The sequence below is a fragment of the Bartonella tribocorum CIP 105476 genome (assembly GCF_000196435.1).
Lineage (GTDB): Bacteria > Pseudomonadota > Alphaproteobacteria > Rhizobiales > Rhizobiaceae > Bartonella > Bartonella tribocorum.
Genome location: NC_010161.1, coordinates 2,127,835 through 2,145,853, shown reverse-complemented (window position 1 = coordinate 2,145,853; position 18,019 = coordinate 2,127,835). Strand labels below are relative to the sequence as shown.

At 40.5% G+C, this 18,019-nt stretch carries 18 protein-coding genes, 1 other RNA gene and 2 pseudogenes; 5 read left to right on the top strand and 16 right to left on the bottom strand.

What is annotated here, in order from left to right; all coding sequences use genetic code 11:
* Positions 1–18 precede the first annotated feature (18 nt).
* From BTR_RS09490 to ssrS, 3 genes are all read right to left on the bottom strand, one after another.
* Positions 19–624, bottom strand: a complete 606-nt coding sequence (locus BTR_RS09490; protein ID WP_012232305.1) for a 5-formyltetrahydrofolate cyclo-ligase — start codon at positions 622–624, stop codon at positions 19–21.
* Between the two features lie 193 nt (positions 625–817).
* Positions 818–1,417: a 5-formyltetrahydrofolate cyclo-ligase gene (locus tag BTR_RS09485; RefSeq protein ID WP_012232304.1), complete on the bottom strand. Its 600-nt coding sequence runs from the start codon at positions 1,415–1,417 to the stop codon at positions 818–820.
* A gap of 420 nt (positions 1,418–1,837) precedes the next feature.
* Positions 1,838–1,998, bottom strand: a non-coding RNA gene (gene ssrS, locus BTR_RS12070) — 6S RNA.
* A gap of 693 nt (positions 1,999–2,691) precedes the next feature.
* Here ssrS and BTR_RS12955 point away from each other — a divergent pair.
* Positions 2,692–2,832: a hypothetical protein gene (locus BTR_RS12955; RefSeq protein ID WP_158305302.1), complete on the top strand. Its 141-nt coding sequence runs from the start codon at positions 2,692–2,694 to the stop codon at positions 2,830–2,832.
* Positions 2,833–3,069: 237 nt separating this feature from the next.
* Here BTR_RS12955 and BTR_RS09470 read toward each other — a convergent pair whose 3' ends face one another.
* From BTR_RS09470 to BTR_RS09460, 3 genes are all read right to left on the bottom strand, one after another.
* Positions 3,070–3,459 carry a helix-turn-helix domain-containing protein gene (locus BTR_RS09470; RefSeq protein ID WP_012232303.1) on the bottom strand — a complete coding sequence of 130 codons (390 nt, stop codon included), beginning with the start codon at positions 3,457–3,459 and terminating at the stop codon, positions 3,070–3,072.
* Between the two features lie 272 nt (positions 3,460–3,731).
* Complete coding sequence (locus tag BTR_RS09465; RefSeq protein WP_012232302.1) at positions 3,732–4,124, bottom strand: helix-turn-helix domain-containing protein; 393 nt, start codon at positions 4,122–4,124, stop codon at positions 3,732–3,734.
* Between the two features lie 494 nt (positions 4,125–4,618).
* Positions 4,619–5,008, bottom strand: coding sequence for a helix-turn-helix domain-containing protein (locus BTR_RS09460; RefSeq protein WP_012232301.1), 390 nt, complete (start codon positions 5,006–5,008; stop codon positions 4,619–4,621).
* A gap of 629 nt (positions 5,009–5,637) precedes the next feature.
* Between BTR_RS09460 and BTR_RS09455 the strand changes: the two genes are divergently transcribed.
* Positions 5,638–5,826: a TylF/MycF/NovP-related O-methyltransferase gene (locus BTR_RS09455; RefSeq protein ID WP_041582691.1), complete on the top strand. Its 189-nt coding sequence runs from the start codon at positions 5,638–5,640 to the stop codon at positions 5,824–5,826.
* Positions 5,814–7,025, top strand: coding sequence for an MFS transporter (locus BTR_RS09450; RefSeq protein WP_012232300.1), 1,212 nt, complete (start codon positions 5,814–5,816; stop codon positions 7,023–7,025). Before BTR_RS09455 ends, BTR_RS09450 begins: the two co-directional genes overlap by 13 nt.
* Before the next feature lie 413 nt (positions 7,026–7,438).
* Here BTR_RS09450 and BTR_RS13680 read toward each other — a convergent pair whose 3' ends face one another.
* The 10 genes and pseudogenes from BTR_RS13680 to purE form a co-directional block, all read right to left on the bottom strand.
* Positions 7,439–7,573, bottom strand: a complete 135-nt coding sequence (locus tag BTR_RS13680) for a hypothetical protein (RefSeq protein ID WP_280109581.1) — start codon at positions 7,571–7,573, stop codon at positions 7,439–7,441.
* A gap of 111 nt (positions 7,574–7,684) precedes the next feature.
* Positions 7,685–7,920: pseudogene (locus BTR_RS13555) on the bottom strand (hypothetical protein); the annotation flags it as partial.
* 63 nt (positions 7,921–7,983) lie between these two features.
* Positions 7,984–8,793 (bottom strand): tetratricopeptide repeat protein, encoded by an 810-nt coding sequence (locus BTR_RS09440; protein ID WP_012232297.1) that lies wholly within the window; start codon positions 8,791–8,793, stop codon positions 7,984–7,986.
* A 143-nt stretch (positions 8,794–8,936) separates the two neighbouring features.
* A complete protein-coding gene (gene ykgO, locus BTR_RS09435) occupies positions 8,937–9,062 on the bottom strand; it encodes a type B 50S ribosomal protein L36 (protein ID WP_004863016.1) in 126 nt (41 codons plus the stop codon).
* A 400-nt stretch (positions 9,063–9,462) separates the two neighbouring features.
* Positions 9,463–9,630 carry a hypothetical protein gene (locus BTR_RS12945; RefSeq protein WP_158305301.1) on the bottom strand — a complete coding sequence of 56 codons (168 nt, stop codon included), beginning with the start codon at positions 9,628–9,630 and terminating at the stop codon, positions 9,463–9,465.
* A 901-nt stretch (positions 9,631–10,531) separates the two neighbouring features.
* Positions 10,532–10,705 (bottom strand): hypothetical protein, encoded by a 174-nt coding sequence (locus BTR_RS13190; protein WP_169309792.1) that lies wholly within the window; start codon positions 10,703–10,705, stop codon positions 10,532–10,534.
* Positions 10,702–11,073 (bottom strand): hypothetical protein, encoded by a 372-nt coding sequence (locus BTR_RS09425; RefSeq protein WP_038474033.1) that lies wholly within the window; start codon positions 11,071–11,073, stop codon positions 10,702–10,704. The genes BTR_RS13190 and BTR_RS09425 overlap by 4 nt, the downstream gene beginning before the upstream one ends.
* Before the next feature lie 665 nt (positions 11,074–11,738).
* Positions 11,739–11,956, bottom strand: a pseudogene (locus BTR_RS13550) (Arm DNA-binding domain-containing protein); the annotation flags it as partial.
* Between the two features lie 902 nt (positions 11,957–12,858).
* Positions 12,859–13,941 carry a 5-(carboxyamino)imidazole ribonucleotide synthase gene (locus BTR_RS09420; protein WP_049776865.1) on the bottom strand — a complete coding sequence of 361 codons (1,083 nt, stop codon included), beginning with the start codon at positions 13,939–13,941 and terminating at the stop codon, positions 12,859–12,861.
* 196 nt (positions 13,942–14,137) lie between these two features.
* On the bottom strand, positions 14,138–14,635 hold the full coding sequence (purE, locus tag BTR_RS09415) for a 5-(carboxyamino)imidazole ribonucleotide mutase (protein WP_012232295.1): 498 nt from the start codon (positions 14,633–14,635) through the stop codon (positions 14,138–14,140).
* An 813-nt stretch (positions 14,636–15,448) separates the two neighbouring features.
* On the opposite strand from purE, the gene BTR_RS13545 reads away from it, so the two are divergent.
* Together BTR_RS13545 and BTR_RS09405 are read left to right on the top strand one after the other, a co-directional pair.
* Positions 15,449–15,601, top strand: coding sequence for a DUF5993 family protein (locus BTR_RS13545; RefSeq protein ID WP_012232294.1), 153 nt, complete (start codon positions 15,449–15,451; stop codon positions 15,599–15,601).
* A 10-nt stretch (positions 15,602–15,611) separates the two neighbouring features.
* Positions 15,612–16,193 (top strand): disulfide bond formation protein B, encoded by a 582-nt coding sequence (locus tag BTR_RS09405; protein WP_012232293.1) that lies wholly within the window; start codon positions 15,612–15,614, stop codon positions 16,191–16,193.
* The last annotated feature ends 1,826 nt before the right edge of the window (positions 16,194–18,019 follow it).

The following is an 18,019-nucleotide window of genomic DNA, read 5'->3' as shown; positions in this document are numbered from 1 at the left end:
AGGCGTTTTAATCACATTTTAACAGTTTAAGAAACCTTTTTCTGTAAAAATTCCCTGAACCTGGAGATCATGCTCGGCTGCGGGAATAGAGGAAACCTCCTGACACGAAAATCCTATGCCCCATAAGGTCATTTTATGTCCTTGTTTTTCAAGGGCTTCAACCGCACGGTCATAATAGCCACCTCCATAGCCAAGACGGTGACAGTGACGATCAAACGCAGAAAGCGGAACAATAATCATATTGGGGATAACAACGGCATTGTCTTCCCCTGGACCCAAAGTGCCAAAACGCATGGGCTTGAGAGTTGTGCTCGGTGAAAATGCTCGAAAAATCATGGTGGTGGAATCAAGCACGGCTGGTAAGGCTAGGCGTCCACCGCGTGATGCTATCGCTTCCAAGAGAGGGCGTGGGTCAATTTCCGATTTAATGGGCCAATAGCCTGCCAAAATGAGGCGTGAAAAATCGGTTCCTTTTTTTTCAAGGGTTTCAAGAAAGTGGTGACAAGCGCGCTGTGAAAAAAGGGCACGCTCTTCTTTTGAAAGAGCTTCACGACGCAATAAACCGCTTTTGCGCTGCTGTGCGCGAAGGGATGAAGCTGTTTCAGAAGGGGGATTATGGGTCATTTTCTCGCCAAATTATTAAGCTGTTACTTTATAAGCTTTGGGTATTTTATCTATTGTTGGTATTTTGTAAATCGCTTTATGGACAAAAGCCCGTGCGCTTGAAACAAGCAGGGCTCGTGAAAAAAAGGCGCGCTCTTGTGTTTGCGACAATGTCACCCAAAAATAAAAACCGCATAGGCGTTTTAATCACATTTTAACAGTTTAAGAAACCTTTTTCTGTAAAAATTCCCTGAACCTGGAGATCATGTTCGGCTGCGGGAATAGAGGAAACCTCCTGACACGAAAATCCTATGCCCCATAAGGTCATTTTATGTCCTTGTTTTTCAAGGGCTTCAACCGCACGGTCATAATAGCCACCTCCATAGCCAAGACGGTGACAGTGACGATCAAACGCAGAAAGCGGAACAATAATCATATTGGGGATAACAACGGCATTGTCTTCCCCTGGACCCAAAGTGCCAAAACGCATGGGCTCGAGAGTTGTGCTCGGTGAAAATGCTCGAAAAATCATGGTGGTGGGATCAAGCACGGCTGGTAAGGCTAGGCGTCCACCGCGTGATGCTATCGCTTCCAAGAGAGGGCGTGGGTCAATTTCCGATTTAATGGGCCAATAGCCTGCCAAAATGAGGCGTGAAAAATCGGTTCCTTTTTTTTCAAGGGTTTCAAGAAAGTGGTGACAAGCGCGCTGTGAAAAAAGGGCACGCTCTTCTTTTGAAAGAGCCCGCAATAAATCGCTTTTGCGCTGCTGTGCGCGAAGGGATGAAGCTGTTTCAGAAGGGGGATTATGGGTCATTTTCTCGCCAAATTATTAAGCTGTTACTTTATAAGCTTTGGGTATTTTATCTATTGTTGGTATTTTGTAAATCGCTTTATGGACAAAAGCTCGTGCGCTTGGAACAAGCAGGGCTCGTGAAAAAAGGGCGCGCTCTTCTTTTGAAAGAGCCCGCAATAAACCGCTTTTGCGCTGCTTACGCGCGAAGGGATGAAGTTGACAGGGGCTATTCTTTTTGTAGGCTGTTCGCAAATCTTGTACGTTAAAGCCTTATTGTCATTTTGATTTTATGAAGAGAGTCTGTTGCTCTTTGTTTCATAAAAAAGGGGAGCTCATAGAAAAAGGGGCTTCATGTAAACATACAAAAAGGCATGATCAATTTGGGAGGAAATGTTTATGGATGCAAACAAGTTCTATGGGGGCAAAAAATGATGCAAAAAAGGGTGATCCACAACAGCCGATGGAAAAAGTTGACCCCGGGAACCTATACAAATAGGTGGGCGCCATATGAAAAAGCCCACGGGCTTAATCAGGGACAGCTCCCTTGGAGATCACTAAGGTCTCAGGAATACGTTATTTCCTGTCGAGAAGCGCAGAACACCTTCTCTAGTATAAAACAATTTCACAGCTTCTGCTAGAGATAAAATAACCTCAATCTCTTCATTTTTTATAAAGTTTTTTAGGAGTTTTTTTTACATCCTTGCTGGGGGGCTGGAAATGGTTGCATAATGGATAGATGGCTATTCAAAGTAAAAAAATCAAAAAACGATGGATGGGTGAGGGTGAGTGAAGCAACTTTTTGCATTGGCCATGCTTGATTTAGTGGTTTGGTGAAATGCTTGATTTACTCTTTTGGGTCAATGTTTGATTTTGATGTTTTGGGAGAATGTTGGGGGAGGTTTGAAGGGGGATATTTCTGATGCAGGGATGTTGGTTGAATCGATATTGCAGATTTGAAATTTTTTCTTTTTGGGTCATTTTTCAGGGCTGTTTCATCAATTGTGAAAGCACGTTAGCATGAAGAGCATTGCTAACAGACCGCATGGTTTGCAGAGCAGAGCTGGGGGGCGTTTTGTTTACTGCTTTCTGTAAAATCGTAAAAGCGTGGTGACGTAAAAAAAGGAAGAGGAAGTGAAGGACGTGGAGGTTTTATGCGTTGCGTATGATTTGGGGCGTGTTGGGGTTTTATCATGGTATGGAATGTGGTGAAAGAAAGATTATGGGGGAATAAGTCTTGTGAATGGAGCGTAAGATGGGGTGAAGAGTGATCTTAAGGGCGTTAACTGGAATGAAGAGTGTGTGGGTACGTTGACGTGGGGAAGGGAGGAGGGAGAGAATGCGTATGGACAGGTGAGGATGGTTGTGTACAAAAGGTGGTGGGGGCAGAGATGCGTGGAGGATGGTGTGAGGGGATAGGGCTTGTTTGTGAGGTCTGATGAAACAGCCTCGTTTGAGGAAGGAGAGTTTTGTTCTATAGGGGTAATTTTCTTTTTAAAGTGCGACTGACCGGTGCTTTCAGTGATTTTTGCTTTAGGATGGCACGTTGGGATGAAGAGTATTTTAGAGTGGTATGTCTCTGTCGTGTTTGATGAAACACCGCCCTTTGTGGTGTCATGATCTGAATCTTATATTTTAGGAGGATTAACGAATAATGTTGATGTGCGCGCTTTTGCTTAATCAGAGAGCAACCATAAAATGGCTTTCTGTTTTTTGGGTTGGAGTTCTCTAAAGTTTTTTAAAAGAGCATGTTCTTTTTCGCTATAGATGTCTTGATTACAGTGTGAGAGGTTTTCTTTTGTGGCAATATCTGTGGTTAAAAGATCTGCATAAAAAAAGCTTATCGGCACTTGTAGTTTTTGAGCAATTTCAAGCAAACACCCTGCGCTGACACGATTTAAACCTTTTTCATATTTCTGGATTTGTTGGAAACTCACACCGAGAGTGTTTCCTAATGCCTTTTGAGAAAGCCCCATTGAAATTCTTCTATGACGAATTCTGGCGCCTATTGAAGTATCAACAAAGTTTGAATTTTTGGTTTGAAAATGTGGATTTTTGGTTGGCACTTTGCACCCCCTCCAGTTGCGAGCGCCCTCGCATTGGTATTCCGGGAGTAGTAAAGTACTGAGTCCGAGTCAGTTTTTTGCTTTTAGTGTGCAGACACACCTGGACATAGCAAAAACTCCCGGAATCCCGGGATAACCGCAAAGCGGGTTCATTGTACGCTCGGACTAAGGGTTTACTATCCCTTATTGATCGCTGCGTGGACGATCAAAAACATAGGCTAATCAATAAAGGAATTTCGGGGGATTAGCAAGAAAATTTAAAACAGTGTTTCTTATCTCTCAGAGAGCAAACACAAAATTGCTTTTTGTTTTTTGGGTTGGAGTTCCCTAAAGTTTTTTAAAAGAGCATGTTCTTTTTCGCTATAGGTGTCTTGATTACAGTGTGAGAGGTTTTCTTTTGTGGCAATATCTGTGGTTAAAAGATCTGCATAAAAAAAGCTTATCGGCACTTGCAATTTTTGAGCAATTTCAAGCAAACACCCTGCGCTGACACGATTTAAACCTTTTTCATATTTCTGGATTTGTTGGAAACTCACACCGAGAGTGTTTCCTAATGCCTTTTGAGAAAGCCCCATTGAAATTCTTCTATGACGAATTCTGGCGCCTATTGAAGTATCAACAAAGTTTGAATTTTTGGTTTGAAAATGTGGATTTTTAGTTTGCACTTTGCACTCCCTCCAGTTGCGAGCGCCCTCGCATTGGTATTCCGGGAGTTAAAGGTACTGAATCCGAGTCAGTTTTTTTGCTTTTAGTGTGGAAACACACCTGGACATAGCAAAAACTCCCGGAATTCCGGGATACCCACAAAGCGGGTTCATTTTTACGCTCGGATTTAGGACCTTTAATCCCTCTTGATCGTTGCGTAACCGATCAAAATATCCTTTAAGTGATAAAATAATTTCAGGAGATTGGCAAGAAAAGAAAATATTTGGAAAATGAAAAATTTTTTATATCGCAAGAATGCCCCTCTTATTCTGTGAAACATCACTTTTTGAGGCTGATATTGGGTCTATAGATTTACAAATTTAAGTGTTTTTTGTGCGCGTGTATGTTGAATAGGGATGGACTTGTTTGTCGCATCTTTCAAAGTATGGTGAGGGGACATTAATTTTACCAAAAGGGCTCTATGAGCAAATAATGTTGATGTACGGGCTTTTGCTTAATCAGAGAGCAAACACAAGATTGCTTTTTGTTTTTTGGGTTGGAGTTCTCTAAAGTTTTTTAAAAGAGCATGTTCTTTTTCGCTATAGGTGTCTTGATTACAGTGTGAGAGGTTTTCTTTTGTGGCAATATCTGTGGTTAAAAGATCTGCATAAAAAAAGCTTATCGGCACTTGCAATTTTTGAGCAATTTCAAGCAAACACCCTGCGCTGACACGATTTAAACCTTTTTCATATTTCTGGACTTGTTGGAAACTCACACCGAGAGTGTTTCCTAATGCCTTTTGAGAAAGCCCCATTGAAATTCTTCTATGACGAATTCTTGCGCCTATTGAAGTATCAACAAAGTTTGAATTTTTGGTTTGAAAATGTGGATTTTTGGTTGGCACTTTGCACTCCCGCCAAGTGCGAGCGCCCTCGCATTGGTATTCCGGGAGTTAAAGGTACTGAACCCTAGTCAGTTTTTTTGCTTTTAGTGCTTCTCAGCACCTGGACATAGCAAAAACTCCCGGAATCCCGGGACACCCACAATAGTGGGTTCAATAGTACGCTAGGGTTTAGGACCTTTAATCCCTCTTGATCGTTGCGTAACCGACCAAAATATTCTTTAAGTGGTAAAGGAATTTTAGAAGATTAGCAAGAAAAATGAAAATATTTTTATTTGCTTATGCCGTAAATAGGGGTGTTTGGGGTGGGGTGAGAATGGTTTATGAGAGGCAAGATAGGCCGTTGAGGGACCTTCAAGCATATCAATAAGATGCTTTTAAATAAGGTGCTTTTTGTAAGCGTGTGTAGAATATTTCCGGGTGGGTTTATCTATGCATTTTGATGAAGTACTGAACTTTGTTTACAGAGCAGAGCGGGTTTTTCGTTTTTCGTTTTCTGTAAAAATGGTAAAGCATAAAAACGTGGAGACGTAAAAAAGAAGAGAAAGTGAAAGAGGTGGAGGCTTTATGCGTTGCAGAATTTTTTAATTGTGCTTAAACTTTAAAAACTGAAAAACAAAAGGGGGGAATCTATGAACAAAATCATTATAACAGCATTGCTGCTTTGCACTGTCATCGTTGCTGCTGGTTTTGTTATCATTGATGATGATCACTGGCCGAGTTGTCAGAAGACTCTTGATGCCTTTAAGGTGCAAAAAAGAAGCAACAATCCAATCAGCTCTGCGGACGAAAAAGCAGGAGTCGTATTTTGGCGCAAGTAGATGCAGCAACAAAAAATCGCTTGCGAATGCTTTTACTGGGTGATGGCATCGTGTCATTTGGAGGCTGGATTGATTATATCGTGATTTTAACCCTATCCGTGTTCTACTGGAAAGCAGATCAATATGATATCGCTTTGATTGGGGCGGCAACATTATGCCCTGGTATCGTTCTGTCGAAGCCAATTGGAATGTTGGTCAGTCACCCTTCTATGATCCATTGGTTGCGGGCGTCACTGCTGTTACGGGCATTTTGTACTGTCCTTTTATTGATGGCGACGAGTCTGCAAGGATTTATTATCTTGGCAGTCATTCGAGCAACATTCAATAGTATTGCTCTTCCAGCTATTTCCGTTCTCAGTGCAAATTCTGTTCCTGAAGATGAGCGGAGCCGTTACTATTCTGTGCTTAACATGATCAATAGCGCAGCAAAGATGATCGGGCCTGCTTTGGGAAGTGCTCTGTCTATCCTTTTATCAGAGACATATACTTTATTCTTTTCTGGTTTTTTGACATTCTTAGGCTTTATCGTCTTTTGTTGTCTTGGGGCACAACCTATCTCATCGCTAAAAATAAAAAAAGTGGATACCATGACAACACAACAGAGACTTTATGGGACAACTTGGTATGCCTATGTGGGGGTGATGTTTATTTATTTTGCCATGGTCTTTATGGTGAATAATCAGTTGCCCGTTATTCTTAGTGCAATGAAAATGAATAAACAAGTTCTTGGAATGCTGGTATCTGCTTCAGCGATTGGTAATTTTCTCTATGGGTTTTGGAGTGTGAAAAAATCAAAGCATAAACCCCTTACAGGCAAAATATCGGAGTTGTTAATGCCAGCCATGTCAACAATGGTTTGTTTTGTCGTGATCTCAGTGTGCTTTTTTTACTTTGATTTACTTCATATTGAGACTTTGTTACTCTGTTTTTTCCTCATTGGAATGGTCAGTGCGCGCTTTTCCATATCTTCTAACATTTATCTGGTTACCCATTTCAATGAACAAATTGGGGTCGCTTCTGGATGGGTGCAGTCTATACAAAATTTAGCCATGTTGGTGGCACCATTTATGGGAGCATTTGTTTTAAGTCATACTTCTTCGGGTAAGTTATTCCTTCTTTCTGGCGTGGTGGGATTATGCTGTTTATTGGGGATCAGGATGTTGGTGAACAATTCTTTGCCAATTGTTTCTTCTAAATGATGGGGGTTTCTTCTAAATGATGGGTGCATCAATGAAACACGTATTTTATCCGATCATGCAACACTGCTCTTTGAGGTTTATATTGGGCAATAGATTTTACAATTTAGCTCTTTTTTGTAAGCGTGTGTAGAATATTTTCGGGGTGGGCTTATCTGTCGGGTCTGATGAAGCAGCCTCCTTTAGGGAGCCTGATCAGTCAGGCGCTGTGGGTAAGAAGCTGGGGGGAGTGCATTGTTTACAGACCGCATTGTTCGCAGAGCAGATAAGGGCTTTCATTTGTCATTTTCTGTAAAAATGTAAAAGCGTAAAAACGTGGAGACGTAAAAAAAGGAAGAGGAAGTGAAGGAGGTAGAGGCTTTATGCGTTGTGGAGGCTTTGGGGTGTGTTGGGCTTTTGGGGTGTGGAGGTTTTTGTCATAGCGTGGAATGAGGTGAGAGGATTTTGGAGGTTAAGAGGCTTGCTTTAAGCGCAAGTTCTGGACGCTCTGTCGCTTCCATGGCAACGCCAAGTTCAAAAAACTGTCGTTGCGTGGGGGAGTTTGACGGCATGATTTTCAGCATGGCAAGTTTGCAATCGTTTAGTGGGCTGTGAAGCCAAGTTGCGTTTTATTCTCAAAGCTTGAAGCTCGTTGAGGTGTGCTTCATTTATGCGTGATGTGTTTAAAGAGCTTGCGGTGATTTTTCATCTAACAGAGCCTCAATGCGCTTTTGAACTCTTTGCATTTGTGGATAGTAGCCTAATGCCGTTTCATCAAGCTTTAAGCGCAAGTTCTGGACGCTCTGTCGCTTCCATGGCAATGGTCCCTAAGTTCAAAAAACTGTCGTTGCGTGGGGGAGTTTGACGGCATGATTTTCAGCATGGCAAGTTTGCAATCGTTTAGTGGGCTGTGAAGCCAAGTTGCGTTTTATTCTCAAAGCTTGAAGCTCGTTGAGGTGTGCTTCATTTATGCGTGATGTGTTTAAAGAGCTTGCGGTGATTTTTCATCTAACAGAGCCTCAATGCGCTTTTGAACTCTTTGCATTTGTGGATAGTAGCCTAATGCCGTTTCATAAGCTTTAAGCGCAAGTTCTGGACGCTCTGTCGCTTCCATGGTAACGCCAAGTTCAAAAAAGGCAATGTAGTTGCGCGGTTCAAGTTCAAGAACATGGTTGAGATCAAGCATGGCAAGTTTGAAATCATTCAGTTGAATGTGAATCCAAGCACGTCTTATCCAAGCTTCAGCGTGAGTAGGTAAAAGTGCAAGAGCATTATCAATATAATCAAGCGCAAGTCCATAATCGTCGCTGTTGATCGCATTTTCAGCCCATGACATTAAAAGATCAATCGTCTCACTCCCCGATTGGGACCATAAATGTTGAAGTTGTTGACTGATCTTTTTGGATTTTACAACATCAGCACAATATTTCAATTCTTTGAGTAAACGTGAAATTTCCGCTTCTTTGCGTTGTTTAACGCTGTCAACATGGGAAAGCTGCTCTGAATCAAAATCTTCAAGAATAATTGCAGACGAGTCAGAATCAGAGGGCATTGCAGAAGAAGGAGAAGAATTGGGGATAAGATCATCTAATGGTAAAAGCGATTGGGGAGAAGGTTTATCTCCAGGAAGCGAAGGAGGATTTTGTCCATAGCCAGAAGAAATGAAACAAAAAATGCCAACAAAAGAAAGAAAAAAAATGCGCTGAAAAATAGAGAAAAAACGCAACTGAAAAATAGAGAAAAAACGCAACTGAAAAAATCGAAAAGCTTTTAAAAAAATCGAAAAATCCATAAAAACAAGCCCCCAAAAGATAAATCACCAAATATTATCAAACAATGGACTCGTAACCAATGGATTTGTAATCCCCCAAAAAATCTTAAAGAAAATTTTTAAGCCTACAACAAAGTAGGCATAAAAACATTAACTCTAAAGAATTAGCCTTGACGTGCTCTAAAACGTGGGTTGGTTTTATTGAGGATATAAACACGACCCTTACGACGCACCAAACGATTGTTACGGTGGCGCTCCTTTAGTGCTTTAAGCGAATTTTTAATTTTCATCATATTCACCGTTTAGACAGTTTACGTAACACAATATCACAATACTATAAAACAATATTACAACTGCAATATGAATCATAACCCCAATACACTGCTCACTTCATGAACATCGCATTATGATCTCATTACTTGCATCATAATATTACACAATACACTTTTTCACTGTGATCACAAAAAGAAAAACGCACCTTTAAGGCACGCATTAACACACTTCATCAGCACAACGAATAAGTGAAAATTGCAAAAAACTAAGGGAAATCTAACAAGAAGTCTTATTCTTGTCAAGGGTGTATCCCTTACAAATTCCCTATAATGTGTTAAGGGCTGCTTTGAAAGTAAAAAATAATATTGAGCAAAAGAAAGACTTAAAGAGTGGAAAAAAGTCAAAGCCTTTTCAGCTTTAAATAAGCTCTGTCAAGAGCGCAATTGCAAGGGATTGGAGAGTTTTGTAGGCGGCTGTTGAGCCGTTGGATTGTGGGGTGGGGTGGGTTTTTGTCTGTTGAGAGGGAAGGGATGTTTTTAAAACAAAAGGCTTGTTTGTGGGGTCTCGTGAAGCTCTGTCAGGCATGTGCGCCAGCTGCAATGCTTGAAGTGGGGAAAGGGGCGAAGCCGTTGGATTGTGGAGTGGTTTTTTGTCTGTTGAGAGGAAAGGGATATTTTTAAAACGAAGGGCTTGTGAGGAGAAGCAGTGAGGCGGGCTGAAAGGTTAAGAGCGGGGGCGAGCTGTTGGATTATGGAGTGGAGTGATTTTTGGCTTTGAGGGCGCGGTGCTCTTCTTAAAACGAAGGGCTTGTTTGTGGGGGCTCCTGAAGCCCTGTCAGGCATGTGCGCCAGCTGCAATGCTTGAAGTGGGGAAAGGGGCGAAGCCGTTGGATTGTGGAGTGGAGTGATTTTTGGCTTTGAGGGCGCGGTGCTCTTCTTAAAACGAAGGGCTTGTTTGTGGGGGCTCCTGAAGCCCTGTCAGGCATGTGCGCCAGCTGCAATGCTTGAAGTGGGGAAAGGAGGGAGCCGTTGGATTGTGGAGTGGGTCTTTGTCTGTTGAGAGGAAAGGGATGTTTTTAAAAGAGGGGGGCTTGTAGAGGGAAGCAGTGGGGTGGGGTGAAAGGTTAAGAGCGGGGGCAAGCTGTTGGATTGTGGAGTGGGGTGATTTTTGGCTTTAAGCGTGCGGTGCTCTCCTTAAAACGAAGGGCTTGTTTGTGGGGGCTTGTGAAGCTCTGTCAAGCATGTACCAGCTGCAATGCTTGAAGGGGGGAAAGGGGCGAGCCGTTGTTGGATTGTTTCTTGTATTTGGTATGCACACATAATATCATGCCTATAGTTTCAAATGTTCCCTTACGAAAAGTCTCATACCTTAAATAACTGGCCCTAAATAATTGAGGTCATAATCACATTAAATGCGCTTAAAATGCACTTAGAAATTGAAAATAAGGACCATGGTATTTTTAATACCACGTTTTTCATGATTTTTTTTATTTATTAATCCTTTTATTACATTCTTGAATCGCTAAGTTTAGTCCTGTAACTGCTTTACGGTACAGTTTCCAATATTTAATGGTAGAATAAACAAGCCAAACGGATAATGTGATTATGGCACAACCAAGAATGATCCCTAGAATGCGCCCTAATATTATAGCTTCAGTCACTTTTCTCTCCTTATTGTATTTTGGTTAACAACCACTTCATCTAGTTGTTTCATTACTCTTTTCAGTTTCTTCTTTACTAGGATATGTAGCACCAAAAAGATTGGTATCGAACCGTACAGAATTAATACGCATATCGACCCGATTACAGTTGCAGCATTCATCTGGGCTTCATCCGCATTGCCTGTTATTGAGAGGAAAATATATAAAAATACGCTTATAAAGATTATGAATATAAATTCTTTCAGTGAAACAACACCAAACTTTACTGTTTCCTTAACTTCTTTTTGGATATCAAGGACTAAATTCCACTGAATGTATGTATCATTTTGTTCTTTTTGTGATGTGTTTGAGAGGTTTGATGTTGTCATGTTGATATTCGTTTGTGTCTTGAATGTTTTGTCTTTTAATAAAGCGAATAACTCAGTTTTTCAAACTATTTTTATGAGATGAAAAGAAGATTTCTGCACTTGTTATAATTACAATACCAACTTATAATTATAATACCAACGACGTGTTAGACCTATAGCGCATCTTCCCTTCATTATTATGAGATATGTAAAATTCCTCGCCTTGCTGTATAAGCGATTCTTTTTGTGAGTACAATTATATTTTATGACCAAACTATAGGCGAAAAGGCATTTAATATGAAGTGTTCATGTTGGCTGAATTTACTTAAAAAAAGCTTGATTATTGATAGATCAGCACGGAAATCTTCGTTCTTGAGTGCTGTTAGGTGCCAAATTTAAATAACGTAACTTTATAGGGGAAAGATCGAAGGCGATAAAAATAACGAAGGTGACAAGTATCCAGATATTACAGCAAGTATTACAGATATTAAAGCGAGTGATATTTTAAACGACTATTGTTTTAGAGCGTAAGCTGAATTTACGGTTTTCTTGCACTGTGTCGTGTATTTACATCTGCTATTTTACACTTTATCGCGAAATAAAACAAGGAGAGACGCTTCAAGTCCTAAAAAATACAACACAGGTTATATCGCCTTGTGAGGGGAGAGAGGATGTTTCTAAAATAAACGCCATTGATTTGCACATTCACGGGCTTTTTTAAAGAAACCTTTCGCAACGCACCCAAGACTATTTCGCGACGGCACCCGTGAAAGGTATAACGATAAATCCATTGAGCACACCCCCATCTTTACGTTTGTGGAAAAGCAAGCCGGCACCGTTACACACTTTGCCAGTTCGTGGGGGTCGCGACAGATCTTGCGTTAAGACGGTTCATAAGAGCCATTTTACTCTTTTCTTATACAAATTTTATCCACACGCTAATCCCACTTGTAATGTGCAAGCGAATGATTTTGATTGATTCAACATAAACGGATTTGGCATGAGAGAATCTTACGATATTCGGGACTTTCACTCAACATGAAAAAAAGTAATTATTATAAATCAATGTTTTGTCATGATTTGTAAGTTTAGTACTGTCATTATATCGTTGACGTGGAGCTTAGGAGTGATGCGGGGTGCTTGGCACTTTTGTGAAAGAATGAACACAAGAAGGAAGACGAGAGGTAATGAGAACGTATTGTTAGAGTGTTTTCTATAGGCGCGCAAGAGGCAAGTCTATCACTTATAAGATTGGAATTGAAAGGGGAGAGAAGAGGACGATTCTATCATACGGGGGAAGAATGATGCGGTGGAAGGTGGAGGTGAAGGTCTATGGTTGGTAGATTGTTTTTAGCCTGCGGAGAGATGTTTTTGAGAAAAGCAGGCGTTGAAGAGCTCTGTCAGGGATCTCTTTAAAACGAAGGGCTTGTTTGTGGGGGCTTGTGAAGCTCTGTCAGGCATGTGCGCCAGCTGCAATGCTTGAAGGGGGGAAAGGGGCGAGCCGTTGGATTGTGGAGTGGGTTTTTGTCTGTTGAGAGGAAAGGGATGTTTTTAAAAGAGGGGGGCTTGTAGAGGGAAGCAGTGGGGTGGGCTGAAAGAATTGAGAGGTTTAGGGGTGTTGTTGAACCGCATGGATATTGATGTGAGGTGGCGCTTTGTCTTTGAGGGGGAGGAGAGGTGATGTTCTTAATGCTTAAAAGGATAGGGTTTGTAGGGGGGAAGGACTGTTAGGTGCGGGGGGTGAAGAGGTGGGCGAGAGAAATTGTTTTTTCAGTTCATTGGGGGAAAGTATTTGTATAGGGGGGGTTAAGATTTGCTGGCTGGTCCTGTTAATTGAATAACATGGCCCATTTTGCGGTGGGGGTGAATAATTCTTTTGCCATATAAGTGGATTGAAGTGTTTTCTTGCGTGAGAAAATATTTTAAAGTATTCAAATTGTTCCCAAGAAGATTTGTCATTTGACAATTACTATGGCGATAGGGGCTGCCTAAGGGAAGACCACAAATAGCACGGATATGCTGTTCAAATTGTGAAGTGAGGCATGCCTTTTGCGTCCAATGACCAGAATTATGCACACGCGGCGCTAATTCGTTCACTAAAAGATGTCCATCCGTTAAGACAAAAAATTCAATGCAAAGAACACCAACATAATCGAGGGCATCCATGATTGTGGCGCTGATATCTTGCGCGGCTTTTTGCACTTCAAGGGGAATATGGGACGGAACAAAGGATTTATGAAGAATCCCGTTTTTATGTTGGTTTTCAGGACAATCATAAAAAATATGCTCTCCTTTTTTTGTGCGGGCCGAGAGAACAGAAATTTCCGCTAAAAAAGGAACGATTTCTTCCAAAATACAAGGCTGTTTGTGAAAAGAATCGAAGGCTTCTGTAAGGGTTTGTTCATCGGGATGATCAAGCTTAATCTGGTTTTTTCCATCATAACCAAAACGACGCGTCTTTAAAAGACCACGCCCCCCTAAGGCTTCAAGAGCGGAAAGAAGAAAAGAAGAATCGTCAATAGCATGCCATGAGGCGGTATCAATTCCTTGATCCCGTAAAAATTGTTTTTCAAAAAGCCGATCTTGCGCGATTTCTAATGCGTGCGAAGAAGGATAAACAGGCCTACTCTGCTCTACATATTGAACTGTTTCAAGCAAAAGATTTTCAAATTCATAGCTGACAACATCGCTCTGAGCAATAAAATTATCTAAGGCTGATGGATCATCATAGGAGGCAATAATATGGTTGTTGGCTGTTTGAGCGCCTGGGCAATCAGATTCAGGGCAAAAAATAACGGTTCGAAATCCTAATTCTGCCGCTGCTATGGCGAGCATGCGTGCCAATTGTCCGCCACCGATTAAACCAATGACGCTGCCTGGAGGGAACATGTGAGAGGGAGTGATGTCGTTGGATGGTAAGGCGGTGGATGGTGTGGGGGTGTTGGACGGAGTGGGGGTGCTGGATGGGGAGGTGGTGTTGGATGGGGAGGTGGGGCTGGATGGGGTAGTGGTGTTGGACGGAGTGGGGGTGTTGGATGGGGAGGTGGGGCTGGATGGGGTAGTGGTGTTGGAAAACGGTGTCATTTTAAACCTCCGTTATAGGCGTTAGGGCAACATTGGCTGTTTGTTGCTGACGCCAATCTTCTAATCGTTGGGCGAGATCATGATCGTAAACGGCTATAACGGCTGCAGCTAAAAGGGCGGCATTAATGGCGCCTGCTTTGCCAATGGCTAACGTGCCAACCGGTATTCCGGCTGGCATTTGCACGATTGAAAGCAAAGAGTCTTGACCAGAGAGAGCCTGTGAATGCACAGGAACGCCAAAAACAGGAAGGGGCGTAAGCGCTGCGAGCATACCAGGAAGATGAGCTGCACCTCCCGCGCCGGCAATTAAAATTTTAAAACCTGCTGCTTTTGCTTCTTTTGCAAATTGGTAAAGGCGTTCAGGAGTGCGGTGGGCTGAGACAATATGCGAACTATGAGAAATACCAAGATTCGTTAAAATATCGGCACTATGGCACATCGTTTGCCAATCCGATTGGCTCCCCATTAAAATCGCGACATCACATGATTTTTTTGTCATTCTCAATCCTTTTCAAAGATTCAAGGCGATTCTTTACCATTATTTTTTTAAGAGTTTTATAATCTCTTTGCAAAGCCAATCTTTGGCAGAAAAATAGTTTTTTTTAAATAGGATTGAAAGGTCAAAATTTAAGGAGAAAGACAGCAGTTGAAAAATACGCTCTTGAAACGCATGGACTACTGTCCTTTGAGTCGTCGTATTAAAATGTCGTTGTATTAAAATATTGAGCGGTGGGGGCTTTAAACAGCGAACGTGTCGTTCATTTTGAAGCAAAAAGAAAAAAATACATGCTGGAAATATATTCTGGAAAAGTCTTTAAGTATAAGATTTTTTAGAAAATGTCTCATTTTTTATTGCTAAAATAAATACTCTTACCATATACTGTGATATGGTGCAATTTGAAACAATATTTATGATAATAAAGAGATTTTTATGGCAAAAGTGCGTTGCAAATAAGGGTGTTTTTGAGAAAAAATAACAGAGAGATATCTTTCATTTCAAAGGCTTCTTATTTTGCTGTTTAGATAGGGGGGAAATAGATTCTTTAGTGATTGCTGAGATAAAAGAATACAAATAATCAACGCTTTAGTGTTTTTGCTTAGAGGCGTTTTTAGACGATGGGGCTTTTCATCATTTCTTCACAGAAATGTAACGGCAATGCCAGAAATATTAAAGACAATATTAAAGTGAGGGATGAATTGTGAATAATAAATTCATTGGTCTCTTTTTTGCCTAATTTTTAATATGTATGAACTTGTACAATAAGAAATAACAGTTAAACACCGGAATATTAAGAAAGGAGATTTAAAAGTCATGTTTTTTCCATTTTTAATCGCTTTAGGCACTGCAATAACGACGGTGTATGGTAAAAAAAATATAAGCTATGCTTTGTGGGCTATCTTGTTCGTTGTTATTCTTCTAACCTTTAATCACCACGCAACTTCTACTTTAAATTTATCTTTTTGAGAGAATAGCCATGGAAAATGTTGAACAAAAAAATCCTCATTTCGTCATATTTATGAATACGCTAGGACTGATTGGATTGTCCGTTGTCTTGGTGGTCGCTTTTTATTATCAATTGGTAAAATTTGAGTTACCTTGTCCCCTTTGTTTGTTGCAACGCGTTGGATTGATGCTCGCAGGTTGTGGGTTCTTGCTCAATATTCATCATAAGGTGAAAAATACCCATTATGGCATGGTTATTATCGGTTGTATGGTAACCAGTGCTGTTGCTGCACGGCAGGTATTTTTGCATATCACACCTGATGATCTGGGATATGGTTCAACGTTCTTTGGATTGCATTTTTATACTTGGGCTTTCATTATTTCTGTTCTTTGTATCTTTGCTGTTGCGAGCGTCATGATTTTAGGCGAATTGGCACACAAATTTAAAGAATTTTCTGCTTTTCCTATCTTGAGTAAAACGGCAAGTTTCTTATTTGTGTTTTTGATTGCGGCTAATTTGATTTCTACCATACTGGAATGTGGTGGCGGACAATGCGCTGATGATCCTGTACGCTATGAATTGTTATCGAATTGGTTCCCTTCAGAGTCTTGAATTTTTTTAATTATTTCTCATTATAATTTTACTATTCAAAGAGGCGGAGATGCTGAGAACTCCGCTTCTTTTTTATTAAAGCGATGGTTTATCAAGATTTTTGATCTTCTTAAAGCAATCTTTTATCAAAAGGGTGGCTTTTATGCGTGTTTGCGATTGATCTTTTTTAAAAAAAAGACGTGGCTTGTCGTGTTTTTTTAAGCCTGCGTTATTTCAGGGGGACGATTCGTTCAAATGTTTTGTCGAGCCGTTGGATTGTTGCGCGGTGGGGGGGAAGAAAAACTGTTTCTAAAAGGCGCATTAGCTATAAAAATTTTTTGTTCTTGATTTTTTTTAACTTTGTGCTAAATAAATCTTTGTATTCATTTTGGCTTTTCTGAAGTGCATTTAGATGCTTCGAGAGGAAGTTGTTTAAGATTTGGAGAGGTTTGTTTATAAGAAACAAGCCTTTTTTTTTTGATCTTTTCTTTCAGTGATGAAGCTTTTGTTTTAGAAAAGGATGCGCGTTTGATGCTGCTGCTGCCTCTACGAGAAAACAAAAAACATTAACATATAAGAACAATTTATTGTTGTCGGTGTTGAAGGAGAAAATCAAAAAAAATTCTCATGTCCAACTTTCTTAAAGTTGAATCCATTCAATAGATTTTTGTCCATTATAAAAAGCACTGCATGGAGGAAAAGATTCTTTTAAAAGTTGTAAAAATGCTTCTTATGAATCCTTTCGATAATCAGAATTGGATCGCAAAATTTTGCGCTGGTCAATAAAATCAATAGACCGATTTTTATCTCTATGATTGAAGTGAAAGTGGGGGATTGAAGTGAAAGTGGGTGCGAGATTTTAAAGGCGATTGTTTACAACGTGGTCGTGTAATCATTTTGTATAGATATTTTTGTAAATGTATAAAAGCGTAAAAATAGAAATACGCAAAAAAGAGGGGAGAATTTATGCGTTTATGGCGTGTTGTCATCAATGACATGGAACGTATGGGGAGGAACGTATGGGGAGGAACGTATGGGGAGGCGTTTTTAAGGGGAAAAATTCCCTTCTCATCTTTGCCATCTCCTTTTATTCAGTTTTATGATTTTCAAAAGCATGTAAGGAAATGGCTTTTGAAGAATGGAGATTTCTTTACGCTTTTATTTATCATATTTATTGCGTGTTTTTTTGGGGGGCACAACCTTTATGCAAAATGGAATGCTCCAAACCAAATACACTTTGTTTATCAAATACACTTTGTTTATCAAATACACTGGGGTTAATAATTTACCGGCTTGTTTTAAAGAGACATCTCACATCCAAGCTCTTTTTGCGATGGCGTTTATGAAGGGTACAAAGGTAGAGGCCCCATGAAGTGTATAAAACTTATAGGGCACCTTCATCTTTACGCTTCATAAAAGAGTAAACCGGCATCATATACTTTGCCAGCCCTAAAACGTTGCGACAGTCTTTGGCACTTGAGACGGTTACATGCCATTCTTATACAATTTTTATGCCACGCAGGGTCATCCGCTTGTAACGTGTAAAAGAGGTGGTTTTGATTGATTCAATATAGAGGATTTGAAATGAGAGAATCTTACAATATTCGAGACTCTCATTCAATATGTAAAACAGTGAACACTCTTTATAAATCAACATCTTGTCGTTGGAGAGCTTTGTCTTGAGTCGTGGAAGAGGCTCAAAGGTGTGGAGAGAAAAGTTTAGGGCGTGGATAAATTGTCTATTCTATTTTCAGCAAACTGTTATGTGAATCGCATGAGTGGTTGCTCAAGTGTCATTGGCCAAGAGAAGCCCGATTGTTCATAAACTAGCGCTGCGTGGAACCCTC

Bases quoted from the DNA above. Each gene is read 5' to 3' on its own strand.
- BTR_RS09490 (WP_012232305.1), bottom strand. From the start codon at position 624: ATGACCCATAATCCCCCTTCTGAAACAGCTTCATCCCTTCGCGCACAG.
- BTR_RS09420 (WP_049776865.1), bottom strand. From the start codon at position 13,941: ATGTTCCCTCCAGGCAGCGTCATTGGTTTAATCGGTGGCGGACAATTG.
- ykgO (WP_004863016.1), bottom strand. From the start codon at position 9,062: ATGAAAATTAAAAATTCGCTTAAAGCACTAAAGGAGCGCCACCGTAAC.
- purE (WP_012232295.1), bottom strand. From the start codon at position 14,635: ATGACAAAAAAATCATGTGATGTCGCGATTTTAATGGGGAGCCAATCG.
- BTR_RS13680 (WP_280109581.1), bottom strand. From the start codon at position 7,573: ATGCCGTCAAACTCCCCCACGCAACGACAGTTTTTTGAACTTGGCGTT.
- BTR_RS09485 (WP_012232304.1), bottom strand. From the start codon at position 1,417: ATGACCCATAATCCCCCTTCTGAAACAGCTTCATCCCTTCGCGCACAG.
- BTR_RS09455 (WP_041582691.1), top strand. From the start codon at position 5,638: ATGAACAAAATCATTATAACAGCATTGCTGCTTTGCACTGTCATCGTT.
- BTR_RS09440 (WP_012232297.1), bottom strand. From the start codon at position 8,793: ATGGATTTTTCGATTTTTTTAAAAGCTTTTCGATTTTTTCAGTTGCGT.
- BTR_RS09405 (WP_012232293.1), top strand. From the start codon at position 15,612: ATGGAAAATGTTGAACAAAAAAATCCTCATTTCGTCATATTTATGAAT.
- BTR_RS13545 (WP_012232294.1), top strand. From the start codon at position 15,449: ATGTTTTTTCCATTTTTAATCGCTTTAGGCACTGCAATAACGACGGTG.
- BTR_RS09425 (WP_038474033.1), bottom strand. From the start codon at position 11,073: ATGACAACATCAAACCTCTCAAACACATCACAAAAAGAACAAAATGAT.
- BTR_RS12945 (WP_158305301.1), bottom strand. From the start codon at position 9,630: ATGCCTGACAGAGCTTCACGAGACCCCACAAACAAGCCTTTTGTTTTA.